This window comes from Galbibacter orientalis DSM 19592 (assembly GCF_000260115.1).
Classification (GTDB): Bacteria; Bacteroidota; Bacteroidia; order Flavobacteriales; family Flavobacteriaceae; genus Galbibacter; species Galbibacter orientalis.
Genome location: NZ_JH651379.1, coordinates 1,920,142 through 1,943,847, shown reverse-complemented (window position 1 = coordinate 1,943,847; position 23,706 = coordinate 1,920,142). Strand labels below are relative to the sequence as shown.

The window sequence follows — 23,706 nt, the reverse complement described above, 5'->3', positions numbered from 1 at the left end:
AATTTTCAATTTATTATTTTTTAATTCCCCTTAAAATGAAACATTAACTCCAAAAGAAATTACTCTAGATGGGTTATAATCATTTCCTTCTGGTGTTCCTGATAAATTATACATTGGGTTCAATCCTCTTCTTTCAGAATCTATAAGTAAGTTCTCTCCAGTAACATAAAATTGAAGTTTACTTAATCCTAACGGATCTAGGATATCATTACTAAAATTATATGCTAAGCTTACATTCTTAACTCCAAAATAAGATGCATCGGTTAGAAATCTTGTAGATCCTGATACCAATTGATTTGGTGCTCCATTTTCCAATCTTGGAACATCTGTAATATCTCCAGGTGCTTTCCAAGCATTCATCATATCTGGATGAAGCGATTCTCCATATTCTCCCTCATGCATCATAGCCGCATAACCATAATCTAAAACTTCTCCCCCTATAGAATACAAAAGAAGTACACTAAGCTCTAAATTTTTATATCTAAAGCGATTGGTAATCGATCCAAATAAATCTGGTATTGGCGTGGAGTTTGCATATGCTTTCCCTGCATCTTGATAATCATTTGTAGTTTCATGGTCTCCATCTGCATTTAGTACAGGAACTCGGCCCCCAGTGTCTACATCATCTTCATACATATAATACAATGCATCCCCATTATCTGGATCTACTCCAGCATAATCATAGATAAAGAAGTCGTACCTAGAACGTCCAACATCCCATCTCTTCGAACCATCAATAAATGGTGATGGAATATCTGTAATCTCATTCTTCAAAGTAGAAGCTTGAACAGTTAAATCCCAATTAAAATCGTTTGATCTTAGTAACTCCCCAGTAATACCAATTTCAAAACCTTCATTGTACATGTCTGCAATATTTGCTGGTCCTTCATTTAAACCATTTGAAAGTGGAAGCGGTACGTTGTATAATAAGTCAGAAGAATTTTTTCTGTAATACTCTAAAGAACCGTGTAATCTATTATTAAAGAAACCATACTCCAATGCAACATCCCAGCTATCTACTGTCTCCCATGTCAAAGCATTGTTTCCTAAATCTGACCAATATATCCCTGGATCCCCAGCATTTGTATATAATGAGTATCTAGGCTGAGAAATGTAATAATCGTTTAAATCATCGTTACCTACTTGACCAAAAGACGCTCGCAATTTTAAATTATTAACAAAATCAACATCTTCCATAAAACCTTCTTGGTCTATTCTCCAAGATCCTCCTATTGAATAAAAATTACCCCATCTAACATCTTTATTAAATACTGATGATCCATCGCGTCTTGCAGAGGCACTTATATAATATTTATGTCCGAAGTTATAATTCAACCTTGCAAAATATCCTTCAAGTCTCTTATCTGAGCTATATCCAGATAAATCTGAGATAGTAGAAAAATTATCGAACTCATAAATCCCTACAGCTGTTTGGGTATTACTAGAACCATCCATTTCACTATAATGACGGTTAAAACTTTCGTGTCCTAAAGTAACGTCAAAATTATGTCTCCCGAAGTCCTTATTATAGGTAATAATCTGATTAAAGTTTTCTACAGTTCTTCTAAATCTCAACTCACCATAGCGACCAGCAGGCGCTCCATCTCCTACAATGTTGTTTTCGTATTCCTTATTTATATAATCATTAGTATCTTGACCATATAATAATTTAAAATTTAAGCCTTCTAAGATTTTAAAATCTGCAGTATATCTAAGACTTATATTATTAATTTTAGTAACATCACTATTAAATAAAGCTTCAGCAATAGCATGACGCCCTACGTTTACGGGTCTAGAACGAATTCCATAATCTGAATATCCTTCACCATAATCAAACTGAGTTGCTCCTTCAGCATCTAAAATATAATCCCCTGTAGTTGGATCCACCACATATACTGGATAAACTGATCCCATTCCTTTTGCAAAACCAAATGGATTGGCAATAGAACTTCCTCTAGACATTGGTCCTTTTTGTGTGGTAGAAGAAAAATTCATGTTTGCTCCTAAACTCAACCATTCTGCAGGAGAAAAGCTCCCACTTAAACGATTAGTCATTCTTTTATAATCACTAGTTACAACATATCCTTTTTCATCTAAATAAGATGTTGAGAAAAACACGTTATGATTTTCACCACCTCCAGAAGCATTTAAAGAAAGATTTTGTCGGCTTCCTGTTCTCTCCAAAGCATCATACCAATCTAAACCTTGAGCAATTACTTGGGCATTTGGGTTTAATTTTCCATCTACCCCTACTATTTGATCATTAGGAACATTAAATGGATTATAACCCAAACGATTATAAATAGATGCAGAAGCCTCTGTAGCTGGATCACTTCCTCCTAAAGAATTTTTATATGCCTGCCACATCATTTCGTAATATTGACCAGGCGATGCAGCTTCATACTCAGGAACACCTTTTGTAACTACCCCATATTGACTTGACATATTTACTTTAATACCAGTTCCTTTTTTACCTTTCTTAGTTGTTATCATAACAACTCCATTTGCAGCACGAGAACCATATAATGAGGTTGAAGCTGCGTCTTTTAAAACCGTAATAGATGCAATATCATCTTGGTTTAGACTATTAATACCTCCTTCAAACTGAATACCATCTACAATATAAAGCGGATCTGTATCTCCGTTTAATGTACCCACACCTCTAATAACTATACTAGGTGAAGAACCTGGCTGACCAGAAGTTGATAAAACCTGAACTCCAGTTGTAGACCCCTCTACTGCTCCAATAGGAGAGGTTAATGTTCTTAAGCCAAAATCTTCAGCTTTAATAACATCTGCAGAACCAGTAAAGTCTTTCTCTGTAGAAGTTCCATAAGCTACTACTATAACTTCATCCAACGTCTGCGCATCTTGTTGCAAGGCAACATTAATAATATTTGAAGCTCCTACTTTACGTTCTACTGTAGTTTGCCCTACGTAAGAAAAAACTAAAATATCTCCTGTAGATGCATTAATGGAATAATTCCCATCAAAGTCGGTCTGACTTCCATTTTTAGAACCTTTGACCAACACATTAGCTCCGGGCAAAGGAATATTGTCCTGGTCGGTAACTGTTCCCGAAACGGTTACTTCTTGTGCAACGGCAAATTGAACAAGAAACGCTAAGAATAGCGAAAAAAACACATGTAATTTTGATTTCATTATTTAAATAAGTTTAGAAATTAGTGCCGCGAAAGTAGCCAAAAAAGTCAGTTTTTTGTAGGAAAGAATGCTTTTCAGTAAGAATTTTATCCGTTATTATGGATATACAAAAATCCAAATTATAATTTCATAATATCTTATTTTGAAGAGCCCATTTTCAATAAATTCATAATTCAAATTAACTAGTTTGGAAGTCTTTTTCCTGAAATTTTACCAGATAAATTAAAGGTTTCGCCTTTCTTTTTTATAAATTCTTCCTAACAAATCATCAACTAAATGAAAAAACTTTATTTTTGATGCAAAATTTAAACGGTTGACTCAAATACGTACATATCTATCCCTCATCCTCTTTTGTTTTTCTACTGTGTTATTGGCTCAGGAGAAAAAAGAAATTACCATCATTCATGGAGGAGATTTTAATAAAGATGAAGTAAAATATCCAGGTGCCTCTATTTTTAGTAAAGACGATAGACAGGTTCAATTTGAACATCAAGGAATTGATCTTTGGTGCGATCTTGCTGTTTATTATCAAAAAGAAAATAAAATACAAGCCTATGGAAATGTCTTTTTTCAACAAGGAGATTCCATTAAAATGAATAGCGAATATGTAGAATACGATGGAACTACAAAAATTGCTTTGGCTAAGGAAAAGGTTGTTTTAAGAAACAACTCAATGACGCTAAATACCGAAGAATTAGAATTTGACAGAAATAAACAAGAAGCATTTTACGATAATTTCGGAACTGTAAAAGATAGTGCCAATGTCCTAACAAGCGATAAAGGTCGCTATTACATGGAAATTGATAAATACGAGTTTAAAAGTGATGTAAAAATTACCAATCCTGATTATGTAATTAATTCAGCCCGAATGGATTATTACACCAATACCAAAAACGCATATATGTACGGACCATCAACTGTGGTTGGAGAAGACTATAAAATGTATTGCGAGCGTGGTTTCTACAATACGGTTGCAGAAACTGGTTATGGGGTTAAAAATACGCGTATAGATTACAGTGATCGGATTATTTATGGAGATAGCTTATATTTTAACAAGGCTACAGAATTTGCTTCAGCAACCAACAACATTAAAGTAATAGACACTGTAAACGATGGAGTTTTAAGAGGTCATTATGCAGAGATTTATAAAGCAAAAGATTCTGTTTTAGTTACTAAAAAAGCCTTGGCTATTAGTCTTTTTGAAAAAGATTCCATGTATATCCATGCAGATACTTTAATGGTTACAGGAAAAGAAAATGAGCGTATTGTTAGAGCTTTTAGAGACGCGCGTTTTTTTAAAACAGATTTAAGTGGAAAATGTGATTCTATTCATACGGACGAAAAAACTGGAATTGCGCAACTCATAACTAAAATTCCGCCAAATACTCCAGAAAACAAACTTTCCGCTTTCCGACCCGTACTTTGGAGCGGAGAAACACAAATGACAGGAGATAGCATTCATATTATCTCCAATGTAAAAACCGAGAAGCTAGACTCCCTCAAGGTGTGGGACAATGCTTTTATTATTCAGAAAGACTCCTTAAGTGGTGTAAAGTTTAAAGACTCTCTTAAACAAGGTTACAACCAGATAAAAGGAAAATATCTCTATGGTTTATTTGAAGAAAATGAATTAAGAATTGTGGATATTGTCAAAAATGCGGAACTTATATATTACTTATGGAATGATGATGATGAATTGGTAGGGATAGACAAACGTCTTTGTGGACTTATCCAAATGGTAATGGAAGATAACGAAATTGACAATACCACCTCTTTTATTAATGTAGAAGGAATTATTTATCCCGATTCTGAACTTCCTGTTAACGGTCGTAAATTTAGAGGTTTCTATTGGCGTGGCGATGAAATTATTTCTAGTGTAGACGATTTATTTAGTGAAGAAGATAAAAACATAAAACTCCCTGTAATTAATGGAGTTAACAATCCTATAGATATTGATAATCCTAATTTAGCTCCAGAAGAATTAACTCCTATTAATCCTGAAGAAGAAGAAAAAGAGGAAACGCCTACAAACACTGCTAATTCAGTAAATAAAAAAGCAACACTTCCTAAAAAAGCGCCTGTTAAGAAAGCTGAAAAAGAAGAAAGTTCTAAATAATGAAGCAAGACTTTTTAAAATATCAAGCACAAACGGGACCAACTCCCTTAGGTATAGAAGTTTCTCACGCAAGAGGTTCCTATATTTATGATCTTGATGGAAAATCTTATTTAGACTTTGTTGCTGGAGTCTCTGCCAATACGTTAGGCCATAGTCACCCAAAAGTTGTGAATGCTGTGCAAGAGCAAGCTGCTTCTTATATGCATGTAATGGTTTATGGAGAATATGCACAAGGCCCTGCGGTTGAGCTTGCAAAGTTATTAGCACAACAATTACCAGAACCTTTGAGCAGCACTTATTTAGTAAATTCTGGCACAGAAGCTATAGAAGGGGCTATGAAACTCTCAAAAAGAGCTACTGGAAGAGGAGAAATTATTGCTGCAAAGCATGCGTATCATGGTAATACTCAAGGCTCTATGAGCTTAATGGGCTATGAAGAAAGAAAAAAAGCGTACCGCCCTTTATTGCCTGGTATAAAATTTATTGAATTTAATAACGAAAAAGATTTAAAAAATATAACTACTAAAACTGCTGGAGTTATTCTTGAAACCATCCAAGGAGGAGCCGGATTTATAGAACCGAAAAACAACTATTTACAGAAGGTAAAAAAACGTTGTGAAGAAGTTGGGGCTTTACTTATCCTCGACGAAATTCAACCTGGTTTCGGGCGGACAGGAAGACTTTTTGGTTTTATGAACTACCATGTTACTCCAGATATTTTAGTAATGGGGAAAGGAATGGCTGGCGGAATGCCTATTGGCGCTTTTACCGCCTCATATGACATGATGGCACAATTAAAAGAAGCTCCAAAAATGGGGCATATAACTACTTTTGGAGGACATCCTGTTGTAGCCGCGGCTGCACTTGCCACCTTAAAAGAATTAACTACCACAACTTTAATTAAACAAACACTAGAAAAAGAAAAACACTTCCGATCACTTTTGGTACATCCTTTGATTAAGGAGATTAGAGGAAAAGGATTAATGTTGGCAATACTTGTTGAAAATGCAGAAGTTGCAAACTTTTTAGTACTTGAAGGAATGAAAAAAGGACTCATTCTCTTTTGGCTTCTATTTGAAACAAGAGCAGTACGAATTACACCACCATTAACCATTTCAAATGAAGAAATTGAAAAAGGTTGTAACACTATTTTAGAGCTTCTAAATGAGTGGAATAACCAAAATGTTAACTAATTTGTTAATAACAATAAGGTTTTTGATTCAATCATAACGCTTCAAGCCCTAAATTTATTAACGTAGAAATCTAAAAACGCATCGCTTATGCCATTTAGTGCTCACGAAGATCATAACCCACCGTTAGCAAAATTTGAATCAATGTTGAAAACTAATGACGTTTACTTCTTTGATTCGGAAGACTTCCAAGAGATAACACATCATTATCTTGATTCTGGAAAAGTTGCTTTAGCTAAAAAAGCTATACAAATTGGTTTACAACAACACCCTACTTCTTCAGAGTTAAAACTCTTACAAGTAGAGATTCTTGTTTTTGAAAATCGGTTTGATGTTGCTGAAGTAATTTTAGATGAATTGGAAGCAATAGAATCTTCTAACGAAGAAATATTAATCCAAAAGGCTAATATTTATTCCAAACAAGACAACCATCAAAAGGCAATAGAATTACTGCATGATGCTTTATCTATGACAGATGATAATGCAGATATTTATTCTTTATTAGGAATGGAATATCTTTTTTTAGACGATTATGAATCGGCTAAAGATGCATTTATTAATTGTTTAAATGAAGATTATGAAGATTATGCTGCGCTATATAATGTAATTTATTGCTTCGATTTCTTAGAAGATTTTGATGGTGCTATTACATTTTTAAATTCGTATCTAAATCAGAATCCGTATTGCGAAGTTGCATGGCATCAATTAGGAAAGCAATTTGTAAGTAAAAAAATGTACAAAGAAGCGCTTTCTAGTTTTGATTTTGCTATTTATTCCGACGATACTTTTATAGGTGCTTACCTAGAAAAAGGACGGGTATTGGAACGTTTAAAAAGATATAATGAAGCCATTGAAAACTACGAAATCACTTTAGGTTTAGACGATCCTACTTCTTATGCTTATTTAAGAATAGGAAAATGTCATGACAAGCTAGGGAATTTAGAATTAGCAAAAAAATTCTTTTATCGTACCGTTCATGAAGATCCGCTTTTAGACAAAGGCTGGATTGCTATAACCGACTTTTATTTTAAGCAAGGGAATTATCAAAAAGCGCTATATTACATCAATAAAGCTATAAATATTGATAGTGAAAATGTATTATATTGGAAACGAAGCGCCAAAATAAATGAATTACTTCATTTTTATGAAGAATCAGATCTTGCCTATCAAAAAGCCGTAGAATTAGGAAACTATGAATTACAAACATGGATTTCATGGTCGGATATTTTATTGAAATTAGGCGAGTATGACAGCGCTATTCACACACTTTTACAGGCTTTAGAATTTTATCCTGAGCATGCAGATTTAGAATACCGTTTGGCAGGAATGTACTACCTATCTTCTGATGCTTTAAAAGGAACATATCATTTAAAAAACGCCTTAAAACACAACTATGAGGAGCACGATACTATGGAAATTTTATTCCCCGCAGTTTATAACCGCAAAACAGTAAAAAATATAATCCATAGTTTTAAAAATGCGTCCCTATAAAATTGCTATTTTTGTTCCCCTAAGAACAAAATATGCAAAGATCAATTTTAGACTACTTTATTATCACCCTTAAAGGTATTGCTATGGGTGCAGCAGATGTTGTACCTGGCGTTTCTGGAGGTACTATTGCTTTTATTTCTGGTATTTATGAGGAACTTATAACCTCCATAAATAATATCAGCATAGAAACTTTTAATATTCTAAGAAAAGAAGGTTTTAAAAAAGCTTGGAATCATATCAATGGTAATTTTTTAGTTGCCTTGTTTCTTGGTATTGCAATTAGTATTTTATCCTTAGCCAAATTATTAGCATGGCTATTAGAGACGCATCCAATTTTATTATGGTCGTTCTTTTTCGGACTTGTAGTAGCAAGTATTATTTTTGTTGGAAAACAAATTACAAAATGGAATGCTGGTAGCATTATTGCCTTTATAGCTGGAGCTGCGGTTGCATTTTATATTACCACCCTCCCCCCTATGCATGAAACTGGTGGAGCTCTTCATTTGTTTTTTTCTGGAGCCTTAGCCATATGTGCTATGATTTTACCTGGAATTTCTGGAGCTTTTATTTTAGTTCTCTTAGGTTCTTATGGTACCATTTTGGCAGCAGTAAACGAGAGAGACATTCAAACAATTGCTATTGTTGGGCTAGGAGCTATCTTTGGATTATTAAGCTTTTCTAAACTTTTAAAATACCTATTTACAAATTATAAAAATGTTACGTTGGCTGTTTTAACAGGTTTTATTTTAGGCTCTTTAAATAAAATATGGCCCTGGAAATTGGTTACCGAAATCAAAAAATTTGGCGATAAAACTATTATTATTGACGAAAGTACGAGTCCTTTTAATTATGATGGCGACCCGCAGCTATTATGGGCAATAATTTTGGCTATTATCGGTTTTTTAACCATCTTTCTCCTTGAAAAATTGGCTACCATAAAAAAATAAAAATGCAACAACCAACGCGTACACTTCTCGATAAGTTTTTCCTTTTCATAAAGGGATTAGCCATGGGAGCCGCCAATAAAGTTCCTGGCGTTTCTGGAGGGGTGGTTGCTTTTGTTGCTGGTTTTTACGAAGAATTTATTTACTCGCTTCAGAAAGTAAACTTAAAAGCTCTAAAATTAATCCTTAATGGACGGTTTAGAAGCTTTTATCAATATATAAATGGTCGCTTTTTAAGTTTATTGCTATTAGGAATGCTAGTGAGTTATTTTAGCGTCTCTAAACTTTTAGACTACTTTATAGCGCAAAAAGAATTGTATGTTTGGGCCGCTTTCTTCGGAATGATTTTAGGCTCTATTTATTATATAGCCAAGGATTTTCATTATTGGAATCGGAAAACCATTTTATCCTGTATCATTGGAATAATGATAGGTATCTCCTTAAGCTTTTTTAACCCAGCAAAACAAAATGAGAATCTATTTTTTGTGTTTTTCTGCGGAATAATAAGTGTTTCTGGGATGACGCTACCAGGCTTATCTGGTTCTTTTATTTTAATTCTACTTGGAAATTATGTACTCCTTTTAGTAGATTCTGTAAATGCCCTTTATGATACTTTTGCTGAAATATTTAAAGGCGATTTTAGCTTTATAAACAACCAACAGCGAATAGAAATGTTGAAAATTTTAGCAGTTTTCACCTTAGGATCGGTTACTGGTTTGGTTACACTTTCGCATTTATTAAGCTATGTTTTAAAGCATTTTAAACATATTACCACCGCCATTATCCTAGGGTTTATTACTGGCTCTCTGGGAGTTGTTTGGCCTTGGAAAAAAACAATATACAGACTCAACGAATTTGGAGAAATAATGAAAGATTCGGCTGGAGAAAAAATAATTGTTAACTACCAACGCTACCTACCACATATAAATAATACAGAAACATGGATTGCCATTGGCTTTGTTATTGTTGGAATCTTAATTGTATTAGGATTGGATTGGTACGGAAAACTAACTCAAGGCGAAACTGTAAAACATTAATTTTAATATACACCAACCGCCAAAACGCATAAAACTTACTTAATGAAAAAAGAACTTAGACATTTCGGATTATTAGGAAAGAATATTTCATACTCATTTTCTGCTGGTTACTTTACGGAAAAATTTAAGCAGCTCGATCTTGATAACCATTCTTATGTTAATTTCGATTTACAAAACATTGAAGAAATTAAAAATGTTTTAGCACAAGATAAAGATATTGTTGGTTTTAATATCACCATTCCCTACAAAGAAGCTATTATTCCTTTTTTAACTGAAATAGACCCAAAAGCAAAAGAAATTGGCGCTGTAAATACCGTAAAAATAACCAAGAACGGTTTGAAAGGCTACAATACAGATATTTATGGCTTTTATAAATCTATAGAACCCTTTATAAAATCACACCATAAAAAGGCACTAATTCTAGGTACAGGAGGTGCTTCTAAAGCAGTAAAACACGCTTTAATTGACTTAGGTTTGGAGATTCAATTTGTATCCAGAACTGCGTCGGAAAACAAATTGAGTTACGAGATGCTTACAAAACAAGTTATGGAGCAACACCAAGTAATTGTGAATTGCTCTCCAATTGGTACTTTTCCAAATACGGAAGCTAAACCTGCTATTCCATATGAATTTCTTACTGAAGGGCATTTAGTTTTTGACTTAATCTACAACCCTCCAAAAACAGCTTTCATGAAATATGCTGAAGCAAATGGCGCTACCGCAGTAAACGGAAGCAAAATGCTAGAACTCCAAGCTGAAAAAGCCTGGGAAATTTGGAATGGGTAGAAATCGGAAGCTAGAAGTCGGGAGTCAGAAGCTAGACAGTGTTCAGTTTACAGATTGCAGTCTTTTTGGTTTATGGTTTATGGTTTATGGTTTATGGTTTATGGTAAATTAAAAATTCGCAAAAGAATAAGGACAAAAAATCTATATTCTTTTCTCTTTATTCTATATTCTTCTCTTTAACTCATTAACTTTTTAACTCAAAGTGGCATAGGTTCAAAGGTGCAAAGAGACAAAGATGTCAATTTGAAGATTTGGATATGCGGAAGTGAAAAAAGGTTTGAAGTCGGAAGACCGAATTCGGGAGTGTTCAGTAGACAGATTGCAGTTGGTTTATGGTTTGTCGTTTTTAGTTTTTAGTTTTTAGTTTTCAGTTTTTGATAAACTAAAAATTCAAAAAGTATCAGAATACAAAAATCTATATATATTGTTTCTTTATTCTTGTTTCCTTCGAACTTCCAACTTCCAACTTCCAACTTCCGTCTACCGACTTCGGACTTCGGACTATTTCAATCTTTGAATAAGCAATAGGCTTTTGGTAAATTAAAAATTCACAAAAGAATAAGGACAAAAAATCTATATTCTTTTCTCTTTATTCTATATTCTTCTCTTTAACTCATTAACTTTTTAACTCAAAGTGGCATAGGTTCAAAGGGACAAAGGAACAAAGATGTCAATTTGAAGATTTGGATATGCGGAAGTGAAAAAAGGTTTGAAGTCGGAAGACCGAATTCGGGAGTGTTCAGTAGACAGATTGCAGTTGGTTTATGGTTTGTCGTTTTTAGTTTTCAGTTTTCAGTTTTTGATAAACTAAAAATTCAAAAAGTATCAGAATACAAAAATCTATATATCTTGTTTCTTTACTCTTGCTTCCTCCCAACTTCCAACTTTTTACTTCCATCTCCCGACTTCAGACTTCAGACTATTTCAATCTTTCAATCTTTCAATCTTTGAATCTTTGAATCTTTGAATCTTTGAATAAGCAATAGGCTTTTGGTAAATTAAAAATTCGCAAAAGAATAAGGACAAAAAAATCTATATTCTTTTCTCTTTATTCTATATTCTTCTCTTTAACTCATTAACTTTTTAACTCAAAGTGGCATAGGTTCAAAGGTGCAAAGGGACAAAGATGTCAATTTGAAGATTTGGATATGCGGAAGTGAAAAAAGGTTTGAAGTCGGAAGACCGAAGTCGGGAGTGTTCAGTAGACAGATTGCAGTTGGTTTATGGTTTGTCGTTTTTAGTTTTCAGTTTTCAGTTTTTGATAAACTAAAAATTCAAAAAGTATCAGAATACAAAAATCTATATATATTATTTCTTTACTCTTGCTTCCTCCGAACTTCCAACTTCCAACTCCGGACTTCAGACTATTTCAATCTTTCAATCTTTCAATCTTTCAATCTTTGAATCTTTGAATCTTTGAATAAGCAATAGGCTTTTGATAAACTAAAAATTCAAAAAGTATCAGAATACAAAAATCTATATATCTTGTTTCTTTACTCTTGCTTCCTCCCAACTTCCAACTTTTTACTTCCATCTCCCGACTTCGGTCTTCCGACTTCAAAACTTACCCTCAACTTTAAACTTTTTCACCTAATACTCAACAGTTCCAAACAAAACACTTGGCTAATTTGTTACTTGTTAGTATCTTTCAACTTGAAAGTATTGACGAACCTTAAACATTTACAAAATGTTAGAAGAAAAAGATGATAACCTGCAGCCAGAGGCAGACGGAAGTGAAAAAAATAGCGAGACGCCGCAAATTGACAATCAAGAGAGTGTTACTACCGAAGAAACGGTAAGTGAAGGGGAAGTAACTGCTGATGCTGAAGGAGAAAATAATGATGATCCGCAGAATGAAATAGATGAGTCGAATGCGGAAGATGCGGAAGATGAAGGACACAAAGAGCGTCATGAAATTCCTATGCTAGACTATCATGCCATGAATATGGATACGTTAGTTGAGGAACTCAATATACTTATTACAAAAGAAAAAATACAGGCTATAAAAAGTCATGTTGACCAAATAAAATCGGAGTTTGATCTAAAATTTCAAGAACTCTTAGAACAGAAAAAAGAAGATTTTATCCAAGAGGGAGGCAATGAAATTGACTTTAATTATTCTTCGCCAGTTAAGAAGCGTTTTAACGAACTATATAATGAATATAGAGATAAACGCAATCAATATTATAAGAATTTAGAACATCGATTGGATCTAAATCTAAAAAATAGATTAGATATTATTGAAGAATTAAAGGGCTTGATTAATGTTGAAGAAAATATTAACGACACTTATAAACACTTTAAGGAGTTACAAGAACGATGGCGAAATGCTGGTCCGATTCCACGTGTAAATTACAATGATGTTTGGCGCACCTACCACCACCATGTGGAGATATTTTACGATTTCTTAGATTTAAATAGAGACCTACGCGATTTAGATTTTAAACATAATTTAGAAGAAAAAGAAAAAATTATTGCTCAGGCAGAATCTCTTGCCGAAATGGGTGATGTAAACAAGGCATTTAGAGAATTACAGTTGCTTCATAAAATATGGAAAGAAGATTTAGGCCCTGTAGATAGAGAACATCGAGATGCTATTTGGGATCGTTTTAGCGCTGCTACCAAAGCAATACATCAAAAGCGACAAGAATATTTTAAGAATCAAGATGTAATACATGAAGCTAATCTTTTAGTAAAACAAGATATTATTAAAAAGATTGAAGCTATTACGCAGCAAAAAGTAAATAACCACAGTAGCTGGCAAAAACTCATAAAAGAAGTAGAAGCTTTACGAGAAGAGTTTTTTAATGCTGGGAGAGTTCCTTACAAAGTAAATGAACAAACTTGGGCTGCCTTTAAAGAAGCTGTGCGTAAATTCAACAGAAATAAAAATTCTTTTTATAAAGGACTTAAAAAAGACCAGCAAGACAATCTAGATAAAAAAATGGAATTGGTAAAATTGGCTGAATCCCTAAAAGACAGTGATGAATGGGAAAAAACTACGCCAATAATGAAGAAAATTCAATCTGATTGGAAAAATATCGGTCATGTTCCAAGAAAATATTCTGATAAAATCTGGAATGAATTTAAGTCTGCTTGTAACCATTATTTCGATCGACTTCATGCTAAGAAAAACGAGCATTTTAAAGATGAAATGGAAGCTTTCGAACAGAAGAAGGCATATTTAGATAATTTAAAAGAATTCCAATTATCTGGAGACAAGGAAAAAGACTTAGAGCAAGTAAAAGCTATTATTGCCGACTGGAAGGCTATCGGAAGAATCCCTCACAGCAAAAAAAGCATTGAAGGAAAATTCAACAAAATATTGGATGCATTATTCAAGAAATTAGACCTCGATAAGCAAAAGGCGGAACTTATAAAATATGGGAACAAGCTAGATCAACTGGCAAATGCAGATAATGATACGCTAATTAATAATGAGCGTGTATTTATCCGTAGAAAAATTGACGAAGTAAAATCGGAAATACGTCAATTGGAGAATAATTTACAGTTCTTTAATGCAGATGAAAGCAATCCTATTGTAAAAGAGGTGATGAATAATATTGATAAACACCATGAAGATTTAAATTTATGGAAAGCAAAACTCAAAAAGCTTAAAAACATAAATCAATAATATATTCAAAGTAAGGTTGCATACTATTTTATTAAAAAAAAGCAATCTAAAAAGGTGTATTCAGAAAATACCCTTATTCCATATAAGTATGCGGTTATGCATTAAATTGAAATAACAAAAAACCCCGAAAAAGGCTGTTCAGAGTTAAAATCGGGGTTTTCTTATTCCATTCATTTATGAAAACACAGAAAATTGGTGAATTTTTAGTATACATTTTCCTTTTTTTATTTCAATATACTCAATAGCCTTTTTCCATAACCGCTTTTCATTAACGGCTCAATTAAAGCTATAAATTCTTCTTTTGTAATATAACCCATTTCATAGGCAGCTCCTTCTATAGCTCCAATTTTAAGTCCTTGTCGCTCTTCAATAACTTCAACAAATTGCGAAGCCTGCATTAAAGATTGAAATGTTCCTGTATCTAGCCATGCAGTCCCTCTATCCATAATACCAACCTGTAATTTTCCTCGTTCAAGATACACTTTATTAATATTGGTAATCTCTAACTCTCCTCTTTTACTTGGCTTGATATTTTTTGCTATTGCCACCACCTCATTGTCATAAAAATAAATCCCTGGAACCGCATAATTCGATTTTGGACTTTGTGGCTTCTCCTCAATTGAAATAGCTTGCCCATTTTTATCAAACTCTACTACACCATATCGCTCTGGATCATGAACATGATATGCATAAACAATTCCGCCATCAGGATTGTTATTTTCTTGTAACAACTTATCTAATCCAGTTCCATAAAATATATTATCTCCTAAAATCAAAGCTACTTTATCATTTCCAATAAAGTCTGCTCCAATAATAAAAGCTTCTGCCAAACCATTAGGATGTTCTTGTACCGCATATTCAAAAACACAACCATACTTTTTACCATCTCCCAGCAATTCTTTAAACAACGGTAAATCTTTTGGAGTAGAAATGATTAATACTTCTCGAATTCCTGCTCGCATTAACGTAGAAAGCGGATAATAAATCATCGGTTTATCATAAATAGGCATTAACTGCTTACTAACCGATAATGTTAATGGATGTAATCGTGTTCCTGAGCCTCCAGCGAGAATAATTCCTTTCATTTTTAGTTAAATGTTTAAAGTTTAGTGTTCATTTTCAGACTGATTTTTTCAATCCACTAATCATCTTAGCAATTTCCATCGCCATATCTTTTACCATTTGAGAGCTTTCGGTACTTATATAACTCAATTCCTTAGTAATTATAATTTGATTCACTAATTCCATTAAACTCCCATAAGCTATAGTGTAAAATCTTTTTTTATCTTTCTTTGAGTCCCGAGAAGTTCCTTCTGCAATATTTGAAGGAATCGAAATTGCCGATCGTCGAATTTGCGAGGTTAATGAATATTGTTCTTCTTTTGGAAAATCAGAAGTTAATTTATAAATAAATTTAACAAGCTGAATACTCTTTTCCCACACTTTTAGACTTTCAAACCCAAATCTATTTTCGCTCATTTTTTAATGGTTTAGGTCTATAAAACTTTACACTTCACTCTCAACTCTCAACTCTCAACTTTTCAACTAACACCCGTATTGCTTATCATAATACCTCTGATATTCTCCAGAGGTTACTTGCGCCAACCAATCACTATTATTTAAATACCAATCGATAGTTTTTGCTAGTCCTTCTTCAAAAGTAACCGAAGGCTCCCACCCTAGTTCTTTGTTAATTTTAGAAGCATCAATAGCATAACGTAAGTCATGCCCTGGTCGGTCTTTTACATAGGTAATCAATGCTTCCGATTCGCCTTCACTTCTGCCTAATTTTTCATCCATCAATTTACATAGCAATTTAACCAAATCGATATTTTTCCATTCGTTAAAACCTCCAATATTATAAGTCTCCTGATTTCCTCCTTCATGAAAAGCTAAATCAATAGCCCTTGCATGATCTATTACATACAACCAATCGCGCGTATAATTTCCATCTCCATAAACTGGTAATGGTTTTTTCTGAATGATATTATTGATAAATAATGGAATTAATTTCTCCGGAAAGTGATTAGGCCCATAATTATTAGAACAATTACTTATAACATATGGCAACCCATAAGTTTCTCCATAAGCTCTTACAAAATGATCTGAGCTTGCTTTGGAAGCGGAATATGGCGAGTTTGGATCGTATGAAGTGGTTTCGGTAAACAAACCATCTTCTCCTAAAGACCCATAAACCTCATCGGTACTTACATGATAAAAACGAGCCCCCTCCCAGCCTCCCCCATTGGGGTGAGGAGTGTGTAACCAAAGTTTTTTTGCCGCATTCAATAAATTCATTGTCCCGATAACATTTGTCTTAACAAAAGCCAACGGATCTTCAATAGAACGGTCTACGTGACTTTCTGCCGCCAGGTGTATTACTCCATCGAATTTATATTGCTGAAATAGCTGATTTATAAACGACTCACCTGTAATGTCTCCTTTTACAAAAGTATAGTTAGCAGCACTCTCTATGTCCTTCAGGTTCTCTAAATTCCCTGCATAGGTTAAAGCATCTAAATTAATGATTTGATAAGATGGGTATTTATTTACAAACAACCGAACCACATGAGACCCTATAAATCCTGCTCCTCCAGTTATTAAGATTTTTTTATTTTTATTATCAGAACTATTATTCATTTTAACCTTGGTTTTCTTTACCTATGAAAAAAAATTTAAGGCGATTCCCAATATTTTTTTCACTCCTATCACAAAGGTATTACAATCTCTCTGTAACCAATTCTTTAGGTAAAAAACTTTTCACATCGTAAATAACCGTTCGCGGACTAGATTTTAACTTTTCAAAATCCAATTCTAAAAACTGATTATGACCAACTGCCAAAACAATAGTTTCGTATCTCTCTGTTATTTCATCTATTAAATCTACTCCATAATACTTTTTCACTTCCTCTTTATCTGCATATGGGTCGTAAGTATCTACATTCAAACCAAAGCCTTCTAATTCTTCAATAACATCTATCACTCTAGAATTTCGAACATCGGGGCAATTCTCTTTAAAGGTAATTCCCAACACCAATGCCTTTGCATTTTTTACTGGAAGCTGATCTTTCACCATCAGTTTAACGATTTTATTGGCAATAAAAATTCCCATATCGTTATTAATACGTCGTCCAGATAAAATTACCTGTGGATGGTATCCTAATCGTTCTGCTTTATGAGTTAGATAATATGGATCCACTCCTATACAATGCCCACCTACCAAACCTGGCCGGAAAGGTAAAAAATTCCATTTAGTGCCTGCCGCTTCCAATACCTCAACGGTATCTACTCCTATTCTATCAAAAATAAGTGCCAATTCGTTCACTAAGGAAATATTAATATCTCGTTGCGTATTTTCAATAATCTTAGAAGCTTCTGCCACTTTTATACTCGATGCTTTATGAGTTCCTGCGGTAATAATACAGTTATAAAGTTTATCCACCTCTTCAGCTATCTCGGGAGTACTTCCTGAGGTTACTTTCATAATATTTGGAAGTCTTCGCTCTTTATCCCCTGGATTTATTCGTTCTGGGGAATATCCACAATAAAAATCTTCATTAAATACTAATCCGCTTGAAGCTTCTAATACTGGCACACAATCTTCCTCAGTACAGCCAGGGTATGTTGTAGATTCGTACACTACAATATCTCCTTTCTGAAGATACTTCCCTACAGTTGTACTAGCAGAAATTAATGGTGTTAAATCTGGCTGTTTAAAATCGTTTACTGGTGTTGGAACCGTTACTATATACATATTGCAATCTTTCAGATCGCTTTCATCAGAGCTAAAAATAAGTCCTTTAGCGTCTTTTAAATCATCATCTAAAACCTCATCTGTAACATCTTTTCCTTCTTTTAATTCTGAAACTCTCTTTTTATTGATATCAAAACCTATTACCGAAAATTCTTTTCTAGCAAATTCAACTGCCAATGGTAACCCTACGTATCCTAAACCTATTACGGCTATTTTATATTTTTCTTTCATGTGTATATTTATTGTTTTTTTTGCGGTCACATGGAACATCCAAATAATCATTCCGTTGTGTGTTCAAAAATCATACATGGATGTTTCACCTTTATTTAATTTTATTATTTATCATTTAAAAATTGAGTTCCTATATCTTGCCCCCAATTTTTAACAACTCACAAAATAATATATCTTTTTATCATATACGAAGCGTTTGTAAAAATAGGCTTTCTTATTAAGAAACTTTAACCTTCTCCATGAGAAACTCCTAATTGTAGCAACAAAAAAAAAGAGGCTTTTGAAATAAATCAAAAGCCTCTCCCTGTTGTAAATATTTTTTTTACTAAACAATCATTCCAGCTGCAACTGTTTGATTAGTTGCTGGGTCTATAAGAATTAAACTTCCTGTCATTCTATTCTCACGGTATGAATCGTACATCAAAGGTTTTGTAGTTCTAATTTTTACCTTTGAAATATCATTCATATGAAGTTCTTTATCATCATTCTTTCGAGAAAGAGTATTGATATCTATCTTATAAATCACTTCTTTTATCATAGCCATTTGCTCATTTGAAGTATGACGAACCACATATTTTGTTCTCGGTTTTGCCGATTCATTATTTAACCAACACAACATCACTTCTAAATCTTGAGAAGATTCTGGTTTGTTTTTAGTGCGCACTATCATATCTCCGCGACTAATATCAATATCGTCTTCCAAAGTAATAGAAACCGACATTGGTGCATAGGCTTCGTCTAACTCTTCTTCAAAAGTGTCAATCGATTTAATTTTAGAGGTGAATCCAGAAGGCATTACTGTAATTTCATCTCCTTTTCTAAAAATTCCACTAGAAATTCTTCCAGCATAACCTCTATAATCTCTATGCTCTTCGCTCTGAGGACGTAAAACTGTTTGTACTGGAAAACGACCATCAACTTTATTAATATCACTACTAATATGCATGGTTTCCAAAGTATCCAACAACGGAGAACCTTGATACCAATTCATATTTTCAGAACGCTTAACAACATTATCTCCCAACAAAGCACTTATAGGGATAAAACGTACATCTCTAACTAATAATTTAGAAGAAAATTCCTCAAACTGCGCAATGATTTTATTGTAATCTTCCTCTCTAAAATCTACCAAATCCATTTTGTTAATACAAACAATAATATGTGGTATTTGCAATAAAGAAGCAATAAAAGCATGCCGTTTAGTCTGCTCAATCACTCCATGGCGTGCATCTACCAATATAATTGCAGCATTTGCTGTAGAGGCACCGGTAATCATATTTCGAGTGTATTGAATATGTCCAGGAGTATCAGCAATAATAAACTTACGCTTTGGAGTTGTAAAATATCTATAGGCTACATCTATTGTAATTCCTTGCTCTCTTTCATCTCGAAGTCCGTCTGTAAACAAAGCTAAATCAACACCTTGATGTCCTTTTTTCTTACTCGTAGTTTCAATTGCTTCCAATTGGTCCTCGAAAATCGATTTTGAATCGTATAATAATCTACCAATAAGCGTACTCTTTCCATCGTCTACACTTCCCGCTGTGGTAAATCTTAATAATTGGTTGTTATCTATTTGCATTATTTTAGGCTTTAGGCAATAAGCTATACGCATTAGGCTATTAGCTTTTTGCTTAAATTATATAATTTACTTTTTATCTCATTAATTTTTATAGTCAACTCATCAAAAATGTCTTCAGAGATATAATTTAAATCCTTCGAAAGAAGAATGAAATACTCTAACTCATGTGCAGAACCTAAACATACTTGAATAAATCTATTAAAGTCCTTATCAGAATCCCGACCACATCCTTCACTAAAGTTCGAGGGAATAGAATAAGCTGCCCGCTGCATTTGAGACATCAATTGAAATCTTTCTTCAGAAGGGAAATTCTTCGTCACTTTGTAAATTTCCAAAGTAAACTCATGACTTAAGCTCCAAATATTATATTTTTTAAAATCCCTCATACAATTTAGATCTATAGAGCTTAATGCCATAAAGCGTACAGCTTAAAGCTTTTCTAGAAATACCCCTGTCTCTTTCTATCTTCCATGGCTGTTTCTGAGCGTTTATCATCTGAACGATTTCCACGCTCTGTTTGTCGCATTGCAGAAACTTCTTGTGCTATTTTTTCTACAGTATCGGCATCACTCTCAATACCTCCTGTAATTGTAATATCTCCTAAAGTTCTAAAACGAATTTTCTTTGTAAGTACTTCTTCATTTTCTTCTAATTGCAGAAATTCTGAATACGGAATCCAAGAACCACTTCTTCTTACCACCTCTCTCTCATGAGCAAAATACAAAGACGGAATTTCAATATTTTCTCTATTGATATAATTCCAAATATCCATTTCTGTCCAATTACTTATTGGAAAAGCTCGGAAATGCTCTCCTTCAAATTGCTTTCCATTAAAAAGATTCCATAATTCTGGGCGCTGATTTTTTGGATCCCACTGACCAAAATCGTCTCGATGTGAAAAGAAACGTTCTTTAGCTCTCGCCTTTTCTTCATCTCTACGTCCACCTCCAATTGCACAATCTACTTTATTAGTTTCAATAGCATCTAAAAGCGTTGTAATCTGTAAGGCATTTCTGGTAGCACTTTTTCCTTTTTCTTCGGCAACTCTCCCCTGATCGATAGATTCTTGAACCGAACCAACAATTAATTGAACGCCTAAACTTTCTATTAAATCGTCTCTAAATTTTATAGTTTCAGGAAAATTGTGCCCCGTATCTACATGCATCAATGCAAATGGAATTTTTGCTGGATAAAATGCTTTTTTAGCTAAGTGAGTTACCACTATCGAATCTTTTCCTCCTGAAAATAATATTACAGGATTTTCAAATTGAGCCCATACTTCTCGCAATACATATATTGCTTCCGATTCTAACTCGTCTAAATAATTTAAATAATACTTACTCATTCTTATTTTGAGTTTTAACATCAATTTTTAGCTAAAATATTTTACTAAAACTGATACAACTTATCTTTAATTTCTAAATATATTTTTTCAACAGCCCCATCAACACTGTCGCTTTCTGTAATTTCAACATCGGCATTCTCTGGAGCCTCATAAGGAGCATTAACCCCTGTTAGATTCTTCAACTCTCCGCTTTCTGCCAGTTTATAGAGTCCTTTTTTATCTCTTTTTTTACAAATATCAAGCCCTATATTCATGTAAACTTCGACAAATATATTAGGTTTTATTGTCTTTTCTACATATTCTCTATCTTTTTTGTAGGGTGATACAAAACTTGCCAAAACTACAGCCCCAGATTTCAGTAATAAATTAGCTGTTTCAGCCACTCTTCTGATATTCTCTGCTCGGTCTTCCTCACTGAAATCCAACCCCTTACAAAGCCGCCCTCTCATGTTATCTCCATCCAAAATAAACGTTCTTATTTTTTCTGAATATAATTTTTGTTCTAAGGCGTCTGCAACCGTAGATTTACCAGAACCTGATAATCCAGTAAACCAAACAAGCAAGGAATTATGTTTATTCAGCAAATTCCTATCGCTTTGCGTTATATTAAATTTATATGGAAAAATATTCGGTTCCATTATTAAATTTTATTCTTTCGTTTATCCAATCCAAAGTTAATTTTATACCATGTACGTTCATGCAAATAATATAAAACCATTTTTGTAACCACTTCGGCACCTCCTATTTTAAGACCTGTAAATGGGTCTCCAGAAATAAACCAAGCTAACATCATGGTATCCAAAGTTCCTAAAAGTCGCCAAGTAATGGTTTTAAAAACATGCCGTTTTCTACTATCAGGAACATTTGCCTTAAACCAAATCCTTTCATGAAAATAGTAAAGCAACATCTTGGTTACTACTTCTGCTAACCCGATTTTTAATCCTGTAAAAGGGTTTCCCGAAATAATCCACGATATAATAATCGTATCTATTGTCCCAACAATACGCCAAGTAATAGCCTTAGCAATATGTCTTTTTCTTGTTTTATCTTGCATTTAATTTACAATAAAAGAAGGATTTACCAACTCTTTTTTATTATACACTAATCGTTTTTTAGTCTCGGCATCTATTACCTTTAAACCTACGGCAGAACAGATAGCATCTCCCGCACAGGTATCCCACTCCATTGTAGGAGAAAATCTAGGATAAATTGAAGCTTTTCCTTCAGCCAAGAAACAAAATTTTAACGAACTTCCTACAGAAACAAATACTACTTCCTCTCCCGATTGCCTGATTTCTTCAATATATTTTTTTGTTGCTGATGTAAAATGAGATCTACTCCCAATTACTTTTTTTACAGTGGAAGCACCAACCGCTCCATTCAACTCTTCAGCTTTACCCAATAAATCTTCTGAAAAAGTAACAGTATTGATTTTATAAGCCTTTTTTTCTGAAGTTAGTCCGAAGTATAAATCGCCAGAAACTGGAACATAAATAACACCCATTATCGGAAGGTTATTTTCAACCAAAGCTATATTTACGGTAAACTCTCCATTCCTTTTGATAAACTCTTTTGTACCATCCAACGGATCTACAACCCAACAACAATTCCATTGTTTACGGGTTTTATAATCCATTATTTTATTCTCCTCACTAATAATAGGGATTTGAGTAGCCTGCAAATATGTATTAATAACAGCATTTGCATTTTTATCGGCTAAGGTAATAGGAGAATCATCCAATTTCTTTTGAATTCCGAAATCGTTTTGATGGTATATTTTTAGAATTTCATTCCCTGCTTCAATAGATGCTCGTATCGCAATATTTAATAGCGCTTTGTTTTTATGATTCATATAAACTGAAACTAATTACAAAACCTTAAAAATACAATAAAAGTAGTAAGTTGAAAATTGAAAGATTTAATTTTGAATTTTAAATTTTGAATGCTTAATGTTGAATGATAAAAACTGATTACCGTTTACTAAACATTGAACTTTTGAATTTTGAATGCTTAATGTTGAATGATAAAAAACTGAATTTCAATTTTGAATTTTAAATGCTTAATGTTGAATGATAAAAACTGATTACTGTATACTGAACACTGAAATTTTGAATTTTGAATGCTTAATGTTGAATGATAAAAAACTGATTACTGATTACTGTTTACTGTTTACTGTTTACTGAAAACTGAACTTTTAAATTTTAAATACTTAATGTTGAATGATAAAAAACTGATTACCGTATACTGAACACTGAACTTTTGAATTTTAAATGCTTAATGTTGAATGATAAAAAAACTGATTACTGTTTACTGAACACTGAACTTTTGAATTTTGAATGCTTAATGTTGAATGATAAAAAACTGATTACCGTTTACTGAATACTGAACACTGAACACTGAACTTTTAAATTTTGAAAGATTTAATTTTTTTAGA

18 protein-coding genes are annotated in these 23,706 nt (G+C 33.3%); 7 read left to right on the top strand and 11 right to left on the bottom strand.

All coding sequences use genetic code 11. The features are described from left to right. Positions 1-30 precede the first annotated feature (30 nt). Complete coding sequence (locus JOOMADRAFT_RS08595; protein WP_008612603.1) at positions 31-3,162, bottom strand: SusC/RagA family TonB-linked outer membrane protein; 3,132 nt, start codon at positions 3,160-3,162, stop codon at positions 31-33. A gap of 313 nt (positions 3,163-3,475) precedes the next feature. Between JOOMADRAFT_RS08595 and JOOMADRAFT_RS08590 the strand changes: the two genes are divergently transcribed. The 7 genes from JOOMADRAFT_RS08590 (at position 3,476) to JOOMADRAFT_RS08555 (ending at position 14,360) form a co-directional block, all read left to right on the top strand. Beyond that, positions 3,476-5,278 (top strand): OstA-like protein, encoded by a 1,803-nt coding sequence (locus JOOMADRAFT_RS08590; RefSeq protein WP_008612602.1) that lies wholly within the window; start codon positions 3,476-3,478, stop codon positions 5,276-5,278. After that, positions 5,278-6,471 carry an aspartate aminotransferase family protein gene (locus tag JOOMADRAFT_RS08585; RefSeq protein ID WP_008612601.1) on the top strand — a complete coding sequence of 398 codons (1,194 nt, stop codon included), beginning with the start codon at positions 5,278-5,280 and terminating at the stop codon, positions 6,469-6,471. The genes JOOMADRAFT_RS08590 and JOOMADRAFT_RS08585 overlap by 1 nt, the downstream gene beginning before the upstream one ends. Before the next feature lie 87 nt (positions 6,472-6,558). Beyond that, entirely contained in the window at positions 6,559-7,959 is a 1,401-nt protein-coding gene (locus JOOMADRAFT_RS08580) for a tetratricopeptide repeat protein (RefSeq protein WP_008612600.1), read from the top strand. 32 nt (positions 7,960-7,991) lie between these two features. Beyond that, entirely contained in the window at positions 7,992-8,906 is a 915-nt protein-coding gene (locus JOOMADRAFT_RS08575; RefSeq protein WP_008612599.1) for a DUF368 domain-containing protein, read from the top strand. Positions 8,907-8,908: 2 nt separating this feature from the next. Continuing rightward, positions 8,909-9,940, top strand: a complete 1,032-nt coding sequence (locus JOOMADRAFT_RS08570) for a DUF368 domain-containing protein (protein ID WP_008612598.1) — start codon at positions 8,909-8,911, stop codon at positions 9,938-9,940. 42 nt (positions 9,941-9,982) lie between these two features. Beyond that, the gene (locus JOOMADRAFT_RS08565; protein WP_008612595.1) at positions 9,983-10,726 is read left to right on the top strand and encodes a shikimate dehydrogenase family protein; all 744 of its coding nucleotides are present in this window, start codon (positions 9,983-9,985) and stop codon (positions 10,724-10,726) included. A 1,687-nt stretch (positions 10,727-12,413) separates the two neighbouring features. Beyond that, positions 12,414-14,360, top strand: a complete 1,947-nt coding sequence (locus JOOMADRAFT_RS08555; RefSeq protein ID WP_008612594.1) for a DUF349 domain-containing protein — start codon at positions 12,414-12,416, stop codon at positions 14,358-14,360. Positions 14,361-14,584: 224 nt separating this feature from the next. On the opposite strand, the gene rfbA is transcribed toward JOOMADRAFT_RS08555, so the two are convergent. The 10 genes from rfbA to cysQ form a co-directional block, all read right to left on the bottom strand. Then, the gene (gene rfbA / locus JOOMADRAFT_RS08550; RefSeq protein ID WP_008612593.1) at positions 14,585-15,445 is read right to left on the bottom strand and encodes a glucose-1-phosphate thymidylyltransferase RfbA; all 861 of its coding nucleotides are present in this window, start codon (positions 15,443-15,445) and stop codon (positions 14,585-14,587) included. 34 nt (positions 15,446-15,479) lie between these two features. Further along, complete coding sequence (locus tag JOOMADRAFT_RS08545; RefSeq protein WP_008612592.1) at positions 15,480-15,839, bottom strand: four helix bundle protein; 360 nt, start codon at positions 15,837-15,839, stop codon at positions 15,480-15,482. 66 nt (positions 15,840-15,905) lie between these two features. After that, on the bottom strand, positions 15,906-17,000 hold the full coding sequence (gene rfbB / locus JOOMADRAFT_RS08540; protein ID WP_008612591.1) for a dTDP-glucose 4,6-dehydratase: 1,095 nt from the start codon (positions 16,998-17,000) through the stop codon (positions 15,906-15,908). A gap of 79 nt (positions 17,001-17,079) precedes the next feature. Continuing rightward, positions 17,080-18,345 (bottom strand): nucleotide sugar dehydrogenase, encoded by a 1,266-nt coding sequence (locus JOOMADRAFT_RS08535; RefSeq protein ID WP_008612590.1) that lies wholly within the window; start codon positions 18,343-18,345, stop codon positions 17,080-17,082. A gap of 325 nt (positions 18,346-18,670) precedes the next feature. Next, the gene (cysN, locus tag JOOMADRAFT_RS08530) at positions 18,671-19,927 is read right to left on the bottom strand and encodes a sulfate adenylyltransferase subunit CysN (protein ID WP_040879993.1); all 1,257 of its coding nucleotides are present in this window, start codon (positions 19,925-19,927) and stop codon (positions 18,671-18,673) included. A gap of 32 nt (positions 19,928-19,959) precedes the next feature. Next, the gene (locus JOOMADRAFT_RS08525; RefSeq protein WP_008612588.1) at positions 19,960-20,343 is read right to left on the bottom strand and encodes a four helix bundle protein; all 384 of its coding nucleotides are present in this window, start codon (positions 20,341-20,343) and stop codon (positions 19,960-19,962) included. A 23-nt stretch (positions 20,344-20,366) separates the two neighbouring features. Continuing rightward, positions 20,367-21,272 carry a sulfate adenylyltransferase subunit CysD gene (gene cysD, locus JOOMADRAFT_RS08520; RefSeq protein WP_040879991.1) on the bottom strand — a complete coding sequence of 302 codons (906 nt, stop codon included), beginning with the start codon at positions 21,270-21,272 and terminating at the stop codon, positions 20,367-20,369. A 44-nt stretch (positions 21,273-21,316) separates the two neighbouring features. Continuing rightward, positions 21,317-21,910, bottom strand: coding sequence for an adenylyl-sulfate kinase (gene cysC / locus JOOMADRAFT_RS08515; RefSeq protein WP_008612584.1), 594 nt, complete (start codon positions 21,908-21,910; stop codon positions 21,317-21,319). A gap of 2 nt (positions 21,911-21,912) precedes the next feature. Further along, positions 21,913-22,326, bottom strand: coding sequence for a DUF2061 domain-containing protein (locus tag JOOMADRAFT_RS08510; protein ID WP_008612583.1), 414 nt, complete (start codon positions 22,324-22,326; stop codon positions 21,913-21,915). Next, positions 22,327-23,124, bottom strand: coding sequence for a 3'(2'),5'-bisphosphate nucleotidase CysQ (gene cysQ, locus JOOMADRAFT_RS08505; RefSeq protein ID WP_008612582.1), 798 nt, complete (start codon positions 23,122-23,124; stop codon positions 22,327-22,329). Positions 23,125-23,706: the final 582 nt, after the last annotated feature.

Coding starts and splice junctions, on each gene's coding strand:
- JOOMADRAFT_RS08545 (WP_008612592.1), bottom strand. CDS start 15,839: ATGAGCGAAAATAGATTTGGGTTTGAAAGTCTAAAAGTGTGGGAAAAG.
- JOOMADRAFT_RS08570 (WP_008612598.1), top strand. CDS start 8,909: ATGCAACAACCAACGCGTACACTTCTCGATAAGTTTTTCCTTTTCATA.
- cysD (WP_040879991.1), bottom strand. CDS start 21,272: ATGAGTAAGTATTATTTAAATTATTTAGACGAGTTAGAATCGGAAGCA.
- cysQ (WP_008612582.1), bottom strand. CDS start 23,124: ATGAATCATAAAAACAAAGCGCTATTAAATATTGCGATACGAGCATCT.
- JOOMADRAFT_RS08565 (WP_008612595.1), top strand. CDS start 9,983: ATGAAAAAAGAACTTAGACATTTCGGATTATTAGGAAAGAATATTTCA.
- JOOMADRAFT_RS08535 (WP_008612590.1), bottom strand. CDS start 18,345: ATGAAAGAAAAATATAAAATAGCCGTAATAGGTTTAGGATACGTAGGG.
- JOOMADRAFT_RS08525 (WP_008612588.1), bottom strand. CDS start 20,343: ATGGCATTAAGCTCTATAGATCTAAATTGTATGAGGGATTTTAAAAAA.
- rfbB (WP_008612591.1), bottom strand. CDS start 17,000: ATGAATAATAGTTCTGATAATAAAAATAAAAAAATCTTAATAACTGGA.
- JOOMADRAFT_RS08595 (WP_008612603.1), bottom strand. CDS start 3,162: ATGAAATCAAAATTACATGTGTTTTTTTCGCTATTCTTAGCGTTTCTT.
- cysC (WP_008612584.1), bottom strand. CDS start 21,910: ATGGAACCGAATATTTTTCCATATAAATTTAATATAACGCAAAGCGAT.
- cysN (WP_040879993.1), bottom strand. CDS start 19,927: ATGCAAATAGATAACAACCAATTATTAAGATTTACCACAGCGGGAAGT.
- rfbA (WP_008612593.1), bottom strand. CDS start 15,445: ATGAAAGGAATTATTCTCGCTGGAGGCTCAGGAACACGATTACATCCA.
- JOOMADRAFT_RS08575 (WP_008612599.1), top strand. CDS start 7,992: ATGCAAAGATCAATTTTAGACTACTTTATTATCACCCTTAAAGGTATT.
- JOOMADRAFT_RS08555 (WP_008612594.1), top strand. CDS start 12,414: ATGTTAGAAGAAAAAGATGATAACCTGCAGCCAGAGGCAGACGGAAGT.
- JOOMADRAFT_RS08585 (WP_008612601.1), top strand. CDS start 5,278: ATGAAGCAAGACTTTTTAAAATATCAAGCACAAACGGGACCAACTCCC.
- JOOMADRAFT_RS08510 (WP_008612583.1), bottom strand. CDS start 22,326: ATGCAAGATAAAACAAGAAAAAGACATATTGCTAAGGCTATTACTTGG.
- JOOMADRAFT_RS08580 (WP_008612600.1), top strand. CDS start 6,559: ATGCCATTTAGTGCTCACGAAGATCATAACCCACCGTTAGCAAAATTT.